Genomic DNA, 10632 nt, shown 5'->3' on the forward strand with positions numbered 1-10632 from the left:
TTTATTTTATTCACGAAGCCTGAGTTGATTCTTATGAAAATCTATAATAATTCGAAAGACGTATTCAAAAGCATTGTTTTAGCATCGTTGGGTGTTTTGTTTTCTGCATTCATGATGTTTAGCGCTTCGGCTTCGGCCGCCGCATTGTGTGAGGGCAGATGGGTGTTGGTCGGTGGCGTACCCTGCGATATGTTGCCCATTGGCGGAGGAAGTGTAACGTGTTTGTTTTTCGGTAAAGATATGAATGCCAATGGCGCTATTGAAGGCAATTCGGCAGATGTGTGTATGCTTTTAGATGCCGATAATCGCCGGCGCAGTATTCCTTGTGTTGATGCGTGCAACTACACCAATAATTGCGAACACAAACATTGTATAAATAAAGATTCGATGAAAGACGCCCGAAAACAAGCCCAGTTGCATTTAAAGAAAGCAGAATAGACCGCCTAACGTACACGATATTCTGACTGCCCCTCAGCCGGTGTTAAAGGCTGAGGGGCATTGATCAGTAAACGTCTCTCTTATAACGCCCCTGTTCTATCAGGTGTTCCAATGTTTCTGCTCCCACGATGTCGATCAATGCCTGATCAACCCCCGCCGCCATGCCCTGCAGACTGCCGCAGATGTAAAGGGCTGCTCCTTCAGCGAGCCAGCGCCGGATCTCGTCAGCCGCTTCGCGGACACGGTCTTGCACGTAGACCTTGTGGGCCTGGTCACGGGAGAAAGCCAGGCTCAGGTGCTCCAGATCGCCGTGGGCCAGCCAGCCTTGCAGCTCTTGGCGGCAGTAGAAGTCATGAGCCGCATTGCGCTCGCCGAAGAACAGCCAGTTGCGCTGTTCGCCCGCAACAATCCGGGCCTTGAGCAGGCTGCGCAAACCGGCCAGACCGGTGCCGTTGCCGATCAATATCAGCGGGCAAGGTTCGGCAGGCAGGTGGAAACCACTGTTGCGTCGCAGGCGCAGGTTGATGCTCGAGCCCACTGGCGCGTGCTCTGTCAGCCAACCTGAAGCAATCCCCAGACTCCCATCGGCATGCCGTTCCTGACGCACGATGAGTTGCAGCACGCCATCCTCCGGGATCGAGGCGATGGAGTATTCGCGCATGTTCAACGGGATCAACGCATCGACCAGCGCTTGTGCATGCATGCCCACCAGATGCCCGCGGTTTTCCGGCAGTTGGCGGCTAGCAAGAGCTTGAGCCAGTGTTTCTTGCAGGCCTGCAAGTTGTACCGGGCTGTCGGCGCTCAGGCCAAGGCCTTCAAGGAAGTGTTCAACTGCCCATGCACACTGGCGCGGCATGACCTCGACCAGATCGCCGGCTTGCCAGCGGTAATGGGCGTCAGGCGCACGCAACCCCAGCAGATACACGCTGGAGCCGCTGCTGCCGGGGTTGATCAGGTCGCGCTGTTCAAGGGTCCAGTTGTTGTAGCTGGGCGCTTGCCACGGGGCACTGGGTGCGCCTCCCGTCAGTTGGCTGAGGTGTTGTTGCCACTGATGCAGCGCATCGGGGTCGCCGCTGTCGACCTGAACAGGACTGAACAATGCCTGCGCGCCGCGCTCGCTGAGCCACTGTTGAATGCGTGTCGCAAACCCGCAGAAGTGCGGGTATTGGCGATCACCCAAGGCCAGCACTGAATACTTGAGCGTGCGCAGGCTTAAAGGTTGGCCCAGCACGTTGCGTTCAAAGCCCCGGGCGCTGTCCGGCGCTTCACCGTCGCCAAAGGTACTGACCACAAACAGGGCGTTGCCAGCGTGCTGCAAGTCTTCTTCACTGAGTGTCGCCAATGGCTGCACCCGTACCGGTAGCCCTGCCGACTGCAACTGGCCTGCCGTTTGCCAGGCCAGTTGCTCGGCAAATCCGCTTTGACTGGCAAAGCCGATCAACCAGCAAGATACATCGCTGCTGTTGTCAGCCAACCCTTTACGGGCCTCTTTGACCTGACGCTTTTTGCGGCGTCGGTCCAGATACAACAACCACCCGGTGATAAAAAACAGCGGCATGGTCAAGCTGGCGACGGTGACCAGGATGCGCCCGGTCAGGCCCCAGTAACTGCCAACGTGCAGGGCGTAGATGCTGGTGAGCAGCTGGGCCTTGTAACTTTTATCGTCGTAGCGCGCGTGTTTTTGGATCGCGCCAGTTGCCGGGTCAAGCACGATCTGATTGAAAGCTCGCTCATGGGGCGAGTCGGTGCGCAGGTAGAACACGGTTGCAGGCTGACCGGCCGCAGGCGGCATGCGCACGTTGTACGTGCTCAGTTCAGGGCCGGCGGCTTTCTGAATGCTGGCCCAGATTGCATCGTAATCGGCCACGGGAGCCGGCCCGGCCGGCCCGCGCTGGCCACGACCGCCTTTGCGTTGCTCGCCCTGATGCGAATCACCAAACAGCGTTTGTAAGCCTTTGTTGTACCACTCGTAGGACCATGACAACCCGGTCAACGCCGCCAGCAGATAGAAGACCAGGCACCAGGTGCCCGCCACTGCGTGCAGATCCCAGTTGAAGCTACGGCCTTTTTTCGCCCAATCGAGCGTCAGCCATGCGCGCCAGTTCAGCGCTTTACGCGGCCAGCGCAGGTACAGTCCGGAGAGGCAAAAGAAAATCAGCATCAGGGTGCAAGCGCCGGTGATTTGCCGCCCGGTTTGGCCCATGGCCAAAAAACGGTGCAATTGCAGCATCAGGCCGAAGAAGTCCTGACCCACGGCGTCGCCCTGATAGGTGCCGGTGTAAGGGTCGACATAGCGCATCTGGCCACGTCGCTCGCCCGGCGGCGGGGTGAAGAACACGCGGGCGGCGCTGTCACTGTCGACCCCGACCCACAACATCGCGACCTGCTTGCCCTCCGTGGCCTCGACCTTGCGCACCAGCTCGGCAGGTGGCAGCACGCCGCTGTCGAGTTTTTCGACCTTGAGTACAGACGGGTTGAGCGCGTTCAGCAGTTCGTCCTGAAACGACACCACTGCACCGGTAATGCCCATCAGGGCCAGCACCAGACCGGCGGTTATCCCGAAAAACCAGTGCAGTTGAAACAGTGTTTTCTTGAACACAACGACCGCCTTGCTTGCTCAAATGAATGCTTGTTATACGTCCAGACCGAAAGTGATCCGGCTTGCACACAAAAGCCCCGGCCATAGGATGGGCGGGGCTTGGCTTAACGTGACATCTGTTTAGAAGTGGAAATTGGTGGTCAGCAAAGCCGTACGGCCCGGTGCCTGATTAGCAAAGTGGGTCGAGAAGGCTTTGTCGTAGTAGGTCTTGTCGGTCAGATTTTGTACGTTCAGTTGCAGGTCAACGTTTTTGCTCAGCTTGTAACTGGCCATGGCGTCGTAGCGTGTGTAAGACGGTACGTAGGTGGTGTTGGCAACGTTGCCGAACACGTCGTCTACATAGAAAGCGCCGCCACCTACAGTCAGCTTGGGCGTAATGGCGTACGTAGTCCACAGGCTGGCGCTGTTGCGCGGCGTGTTAGGCAGCTTGTTGCCATCGGTAGCCTTGTTCAACGGGCCACCGTCCTGCTGTTTGGCGTCAAGGTAGCTATAACCGGCGAACACTTGCCATTTGTCGGTGATCTTGCCGCTGGCAGACAACTCGATGCCGTCTACACGGGTTTTACCGGCGTTTTCGTAAGATGCAGTGTTTACCTGAACTCGGGTGTTTTCTTTCTCTGTACGGAAAATAGCAGCGGTCAGAGAGAGGCGGTCATTGAACACATCCCACTTGGTGCCGAGCTCGTAGTTAGTTGTTTCTTCGGGCTCAAGGTCGCTACTGGCGAATGCTCCGCTGCGCTCAGGAGAACCTGAAAGCGCGTTACCTTCCATGCCTTCACCCAACATTGATCCGGGTGGGGTAGCCGACGTGGCGTAAGAAACATAGATGCTGCCGTTCGGTCTTACTTTCCAGACCAAGCCCAGTTGGCCGGAGAAGAAGTCGCTGGTGTCTTCACCTTTGTAGGTCACCGGTGCTTTGGTTTTTGAATCCAGTGCGTGAGTTTTGTACTTAGTCTCGAAATGGTCGTAACGAAGGCCCATGTTCAGTAGCCACTCAGGCGACAGTTCCAGCGTATCCATTACATATAGAGCGCGAGTATTGCTGGACGTGGCCGTTCCCAGATAGTTGCGCGAGATTGCGCCGCTCCATGGGTCGTTCGGTGTCGGGTTACCCAGAGAGGTGCAGTTATAACCACTTGGTGATCCGATCATTCCCGGCGTGCAGGTTGAATCCGCGGCACTGGTGCTGCCAATGGTATCGGTATTGACGTTATAAGAGGATCTGTCGCTGGTTTCGCGGCTAATTTCAATCCCGGTGGAAAAACTGTTCTTGAAGCCTGCAACGTAGAAATCACCAAACAGATCTGTTTGGTTGGTTGTCGTCGCAGTATTGCTTACTCGCGAGTTGGCTCTGCGCCAAACGCTGCCATTGTTCACGTTGCCTTTGCTGTCATCCGGCTGCGTCAGGATGTAGTCCTGCATGCTGTTGCCATGGCGCAGCGTATTTTTGACAGTCAGGCTGTCATTGAAATCATGCTCGAAAGCCAGCGTGGTGATATCGGTGCGGGTTTTGCGGAAGTCACGATCGGTCAAGCCGTAAAAGTTCGTGCTGTCGCCGCCATCGTTGGGCTTGTCGGGGCTTGCGGCAGTGTGAGTCTTGCCCACAGAGAAACCGTAAGGAATGCCTGAGTCCGGCAGGTCATTACTTTCCATGTGGTAGTAATCGATGTTAACGCGCGTGTCAGTGCCCAGGCCAAAGGCCAGCGACGGGGCGATACCCCAGCGGTCGTAGTTCACGTTGTCACGTCCGGCAACGTTGCTTTCGTGGCTCATCAGGTTTAAACGGCCTGCTACTGTGTCGCTGAACTGGTAGTTGCCATCCAGTGTGTAACGCTGGGTTTGATCCGAGCCCCAGGTATAACCCGCATCGAAAGAGTTACCCAAATGAGCTTTTTTGCTCACGAGGTTGATCGTGCCGCCCGCCGCGCCGCGCCCCCCGAAGGCGGAGTTCGGTCCCTTCGCGACTTCGATGTTTTCTACGGCGAAGATTTCGCGGCTTTGTGCGCCAGTGTCGCGCACGCCATCCAGATAAGTATCACCCTGGGCATCAAAACCACGAATGAAGGGGCGGTCGCCTTGCGGGTTGCCACCTTCGCCAGCGCCAAACGTAACACCCGGAACGGTACGCAAGGCGTCTTGCAGCGAAGTGGCCGCAGTGTCTTTGATCAGTTGCTGCGGGATCACGGTGATCGAGCGCGGGGTGTCGATCAGAGGGGCCGTGTATTTTGGGGAGTCTGCCTTTTCAGTTTGGTAGGCGTCCTGCTGCTCCCCCGTCACGGTGGTTGCGCCAAGGGAAATACTGTTGCCCTGTGCCTTGCTTTCGGTGCTTTCAGCCGCCTGAGCCATGTGCGCGGCAGAGGTTGCAGTGATTGCTACACCGATGGCCGAAGCCAGCAAACGCGGCGAGCTGACAGGTATTTTTATTGGTTGGCGCAACATCGTTAGATCCCTTCCCCCAGAATTTGAGCAGAGAAATATAGTGCAAACAATTCTGCCTATCAATTGAGATCAATTACTATTAGCGCGAAATTTACATTCTTTACAATTTTGCTTTACGGTTTTTTCACACTCGTTCGTCTCCTGCCTCGATCAGCGTTTTACACGATCAATAAGAATCAATACCATTGCCATCTCTTTGCTATCAGGTACTGCGTCATGCTCCTGCATATTCCCGGCTTGTTTACCCGTGAAGAAGTCCTGCGTATTCGCCAGGCACTGGAGCAGGCGGACTGGGCTGACGGCAAAATCACGGCCGGCTATCAGTCCGCCAAGGCCAAGCACAACCTGCAATTGCCGGAAGGCCATCCGCTGGCCAAAGAAATTGGCGCGGCCATGATTGATCGGCTGTGGCAGAACCCGCAGTTCATGTCAGCCGCCTTGCCGCATAAAGTGTTCCCGCCGTTGCTCAACTGTTACACGGCAGGCGGCAGCTTCGACTTCCATATCGATAACGCGGTGCGTCAGCCCAAGGGCAATCCTGAGCGGGTGCGCACGGATTTGTCGTCGACCCTGTTCTTCAGCGACCCCGACGATTACGACGGCGGCGAGTTGGTGATTCAGGACACGTATGGCGTACAGCACGTCAAATTGCCCGCTGGTGACATGGTCTTGTACCCCGGCACCAGCCTGCACAAGGTCAACGCCGTCACGCGGGGCACCCGGTATGCCTCCTTCTTCTGGACCCAAAGCCTGGTGCGTGAAGACAGCCAACGCACGCTGTTGTACGAAATGGACGGCGCGATCCAGCAACTGACCCGTGACGTGCCTGATCACCCTTCGCTCATTCAGCTCACCGGCACCTACCACAACTTGCTGCGCCGCTGGGTTGAGGTTTAACCCATGAGTTTTCAACTACGCCGCCAGGAATTGCTTGATGGCGAACAGCTCAGCGCCATGTTGGCTGAAAATCCTGCGCGGGCGGCTCAGGCGATCCTGCTGGCAGCCAGGCAAGGCATCGTCGATGGTCAGGCGTTGCTGGGGCAGATTTTGCTCGACGGGCAAGGCATCGAACGTGACCCGGTGCTGGCCAGGCGCTGGTTCCAGATCGCAGCCAACGCGGGTCACCTGATGGCGCGCAACATGCTCGGTCGCTGTTGGGAGCATGGCTGGGGCGGGCCTTCGGATCTGACTCTGGCCAGCCTGGAATACCGTCAGGCAGCCGAAGCCGGACTGGACTGGGCCATGTACAACTACGCCAACGTGCTGGCCACGGGGCGCGGCGTAGCAGAGGATCAGTGTGCCGCCGTGGCGTTGTACCGGCAGGCGGCTGACCTGGGGCACGCCAAGTCGATGAATTTGTTGGGCCGTTATCTGGAGGACGGTCAGTACTGTGCACAGGACCTTAAAGCCGCCTGGCAGTGGTACCAACGTTCGGCTGAGGGCGGAGATTTTCGCGGGCAGTTCAGCCATGCCGCTGTCCTGGCTCAACGTGGGCAAGTCGACGAAGCCCTTGAATGGTTGCGCAAGGCGCTGGCTGGCGGGAATCTGAATTTTTTGCGCGTTGCTCAGCGATCCCTCATCGAGGCGCCGGATCCGCGCATTCGTTCAATGGCCTCAGACTTTGCACAGCGCGTGGCACAACTTGAATCGGCGTGATCAGATGCTGTTCTGGCAGGCGCAAGTTTAAATAAGATCCGCGTTAAATAGTTATTGCGCTACAGACGCAGTAGTAATAGTTAATGCAATGGTCAATAGCGCTGTCACGCAGCGCACTCTCTTACATGATTTAGCGCTTGGCCTGTATTGCGGGTGTCGTGGTTAGGCTTAGTCTTGTTCATCTGTATTAATTGAGCAGGAGTTGCACGATGTCTGAGCATTATGTCGATGAGCTGGAATCTATTGTCGGGTCTGAATTTTACGAACAATCGGGCGTGTTCGAGCAATCGATTGTCGTACCGTTGCGCTTTATGCAGTATTTGGCGGGTGTACGCATAAGTGGAATTCCTCGTGCCGACAGAGGGTTTTTATTTAGGCGCACGGATATTGAAAATATTCGATTATATGTTGACCATGCACGCCTCCTGCCCACGACGCTTGAGCGCGTAAAGCGGCTGTATCCCCCACGGGCTGTGGGTCTGGAAGGACTTGAGCCGGAACAAGTAGTGAGTTTTCATCAACAGGTACTGACACATACCAAGGCTTGGACCCACCTTGAACATGCCGTCAAAGTTGCATGCGACAGCATGAACCAATTGGCGGGAGACATCCCGGAGCGTTTTCTTCAACTGGTTGAAGATATCGATGGGATCGCGGGAGGACAAGCCGCAGATCTTCAGCTTGACGGGGGGGATTTGCAACGTGTTGCGTTGACTGATCAACAGCGTTCTGCGCTTGAAGGTATACGTTTAAATCGGGTTCACGAGCAGCCGGATATACGAGGCTTCTTCAATACCACCATCTTTACCCAATGCCGTGTCTTCAATAACACCCTTGTAAATGTGTTGATGCCAAAGGTCGCTGCGCTTTTAGAGGCCTATTCGCACGTGAATAATCTGCCAGTCAATGACTCCTTTGAGACTGATCTGCGTGCGATAGATGATCAGCTCAATACGTTGGTCACGGATTATGAACGGCTGATTGCGCAGACCGTGCCAGGCATGATGCCACGGTTCAGTCTGGATGCCCGTTCAGGTGTTTTCAGCCGCCAGGCCGGAATAGTGAGAGGTGAGATTCATCGGCTGGTTGTCGAGCGCGGGCGTTTAGTCTTCGCCCATTTGCCGCAGGACGCTTTGGGCACGCTTCTATACGTATCCCAACAACGATTTTTTGAGCTACGCGGACGCTTTATGGCTGCCGCCGTGACCTGCCGCGAGATGGAGCAGGCGTGGGGCCCCCTCAAGTGGTATGTGTTGGGCGTGAATGAGTATTTAAAGCAGGTGAGCCACCTGTCAGACCTCACCCAACTGAAAATAAATCTCGTGAGGCTGATGAGAACCTGGTTGGGCGTTAAATCACTGACTGAGCAAGTCTACAGTTCATTTAGGACCCTATTGGAGCGCGATGACTGGACGGCGGGGTAGTGTATGACTATTCCTTTCATATTATGGGAAGACTTGAACTTAGCGTGCCGACGCCTCTTGCACATACGGAGTGGGCTGAATGAGGGGGTACGCTTACTGTTTCAATTGTTTCAAAGGTGCTTTTATTAACACGTGTATCCCAGTTGTTTTTCGCCACTTCTCATATTCAGATGTGCCATTCTCCTACAACCTTTGATGCTTTAGTCGTGTTGAGTACGTTGAGTTTGGCTCTACGCTGTTATGAGCGGGCTCATAAATTTAAAGGTGCTAAAAAATGGATAGTTTGGCGTTGGAAATTGACTTGGAAATTGACTTGGAAAGTGTCAAGGATTTAAGTCTTGATGTGGCTGCCAGTCGTTTGCCGGGGGAATACATCAAGTTAGTGACGGGGCTGACGCCGTCTGCTGTTGATCCCAAAGATCTAGGTTTTTTAATACGGCGAGAGGATATTCATAATACGCGTAGGTATGTCGCTTTTGCCAAAATGCTACCGCTCTCGCTTGACGTGGTAAGAAAGCGTTTGAACTATGATCGTATTGATGTTGAGGGCTTGTCGCCAGAAGACATTTTAAAACTGAATGAGCGTGCTGTGGCACATGCTAATACGTGGCCAGCATTAGAATCGGGCAGTAAAGAAGTCGCGAGAGAGTTGGAGAAATTCGCAGCTGATTTTGTAACGACGGGCGAAAGTGTAGTCTCTCTTATAAGGGCTATTGAGTTAGGGTGACAGCTGGATGGAACCCTCCAAGATCTAACCGAGGAAGAACAAGAAGAGCTTAACGCTATATTGCTAGACCGTACAGAGAAACGCGCCATTGAAAAGATGGTGGAGTATTTAGCAGACGCCAAGAAGAGTACAGCTGGGTTTATCAAGTCTGTTGAACAGGTTGGGACATTGGCCAAGGGCTTTGAGAAAGGTTTGTCCGATGATTTGATTCCCTTGGTTAAAGCCAAAATGATGGCCTATAAAAACTCGGGCAAAGAGCATGAGCGTGAGGCATTACTTGAAAAAGTTCTACAACTCAATGAGCAAATCGATGCGCTTGCCAGTGCTTACAAAAACGCGGTAGGCGCTTCTTTTTCAGGCTTGGCTTTGGGGCCAATCGGGCTGGTGGTAACGGGAGGGATTTTTGGCAGTAAAGCAGAAAATATTCGCAAGGAAAAAAATAAACTCATTGCTGATAGACGTAAGTTGTTAGAGAAACTCAAAAATGCCGATAAGTTAGCTGAGTTGCTTGATGATCTCCAGCTGCACCTTGTTGATCTGCAAGGGCAAATGTTAGGGGCTGAAGTCGGTGCCAAGCAGCTGTCCCAGATATGGACGTATATTGCTGCTTACCTTGATGAGGCCAGCGAATCCTTGAGCAAGGTAGATACCCTGTTGGAACTCCATAAGTTTGCAATGAATTTTTCTATAGTTATTAATCCTTGGGTCAGTATCAAAGGCTACTCTGCGCAAATTTCCGCAGCGTTCAATGAACTGCTCCAACCCTGATTTAGAAGGAATATAAACGTGAACGGAATCACCCACCTGAATCTCTATCCCACTTTGAATATGGTAGCCGTCAAAGGGGCTGTAAGTGTGTTTAACAGTGCGGTTGCAAATAATGCTTTTGCTGCACTTCCCGGTTTGCATGAGCGTGTAATGCGGGCGCAGTTACTCATTAATAGTCATAGTCGCTCTTTAGTCGATCAGGCCATCGCACTCGAAGCGTCACTGTCCAGTGCAGGTATCAGCGATCTTGCCGGGCAGTATAAAGTGATTGCTGAGGATTCATCCTTGGCCCCCAGATTGAAGGCCAAGGGCATTGAAGACTTGAACGCGTTCTGCCAAGAACGATTGCGCCACGTAGTGCAAAAAGCGGAAGCCGCCCAAGGCTTGATTGAGGCCAACCGGGCAGAAATAGGCGCATTGACGCTGGATCACTTCGCAGGTGATTTGATTGACTATGGGCGGTCTCAAGGAGCAAGTGCAACACCTCATGTAAGGTGTTGCCATGTCTACCCAATACAACCACCTGAGTACCGAGGAGCGCGTCACCATTATGGTGATGCTCTTTCAACGACAGACGCTGC

9 protein-coding genes are annotated in these 10632 nt (G+C 54.1%); 7 read left to right on the forward strand and 2 right to left on the reverse strand.

All coding sequences use genetic code 11. The features are described from left to right. The first annotated feature begins 33 nt into the window (after nucleotides 1-33). Entirely contained in the window at nucleotides 34-438 is a 405-nt protein-coding gene (locus tag TU74_RS24160) for a hypothetical protein (RefSeq protein ID WP_157315156.1), read from the forward strand. Between the two features lie 64 nt (nucleotides 439-502). Here the strand turns inward: TU74_RS24160 and TU74_RS12850 are convergent, their stop codons facing one another. Beyond that, nucleotides 503-3037 (reverse strand): PepSY domain-containing protein, encoded by a 2535-nt coding sequence (locus tag TU74_RS12850; protein WP_048376772.1) that lies wholly within the window; start codon nucleotides 3035-3037, stop codon nucleotides 503-505. A gap of 120 nt (nucleotides 3038-3157) precedes the next feature. Then, the gene (locus tag TU74_RS12855) at nucleotides 3158-5476 is read right to left on the reverse strand and encodes a TonB-dependent receptor (RefSeq protein WP_048376773.1); all 2319 of its coding nucleotides are present in this window, start codon (nucleotides 5474-5476) and stop codon (nucleotides 3158-3160) included. Between the two features lie 216 nt (nucleotides 5477-5692). On the opposite strand from TU74_RS12855, the gene TU74_RS12860 reads away from it, so the two are divergent. The 6 genes from TU74_RS12860 to TU74_RS24165 all read left to right on the forward strand — a co-directional run. Continuing rightward, entirely contained in the window at nucleotides 5693-6373 is a 681-nt protein-coding gene (locus tag TU74_RS12860) for a Fe2+-dependent dioxygenase (RefSeq protein WP_048376774.1), read from the forward strand. Between the two features lie 3 nt (nucleotides 6374-6376). Then, nucleotides 6377-7132, forward strand: a complete 756-nt coding sequence (locus TU74_RS12865) for a tetratricopeptide repeat protein (protein ID WP_048376775.1) — start codon at nucleotides 6377-6379, stop codon at nucleotides 7130-7132. A gap of 209 nt (nucleotides 7133-7341) precedes the next feature. Continuing rightward, entirely contained in the window at nucleotides 7342-8556 is a 1215-nt protein-coding gene (locus TU74_RS12870; RefSeq protein WP_048376776.1) for a hypothetical protein, read from the forward strand. A gap of 274 nt (nucleotides 8557-8830) precedes the next feature. Continuing rightward, entirely contained in the window at nucleotides 8831-9283 is a 453-nt protein-coding gene (locus TU74_RS23125; protein WP_053069999.1) for a hypothetical protein, read from the forward strand. Between the two features lie 3 nt (nucleotides 9284-9286). Continuing rightward, nucleotides 9287-10051 carry an alpha-xenorhabdolysin family binary toxin subunit A gene (locus tag TU74_RS23130; protein WP_157315160.1) on the forward strand — a complete coding sequence of 255 codons (765 nt, stop codon included), beginning with the start codon at nucleotides 9287-9289 and terminating at the stop codon, nucleotides 10049-10051. An 18-nt stretch (nucleotides 10052-10069) separates the two neighbouring features. Beyond that, a partial coding sequence (locus TU74_RS24165) for a hypothetical protein (protein WP_157315158.1) occupies nucleotides 10070-10632 on the forward strand: 563 nt, incomplete at its 3' end.

The organism is Pseudomonas lundensis, assembly GCF_001042985.1.
GTDB lineage: Bacteria > Pseudomonadota > Gammaproteobacteria > Pseudomonadales > Pseudomonadaceae > Aquipseudomonas > Aquipseudomonas lundensis.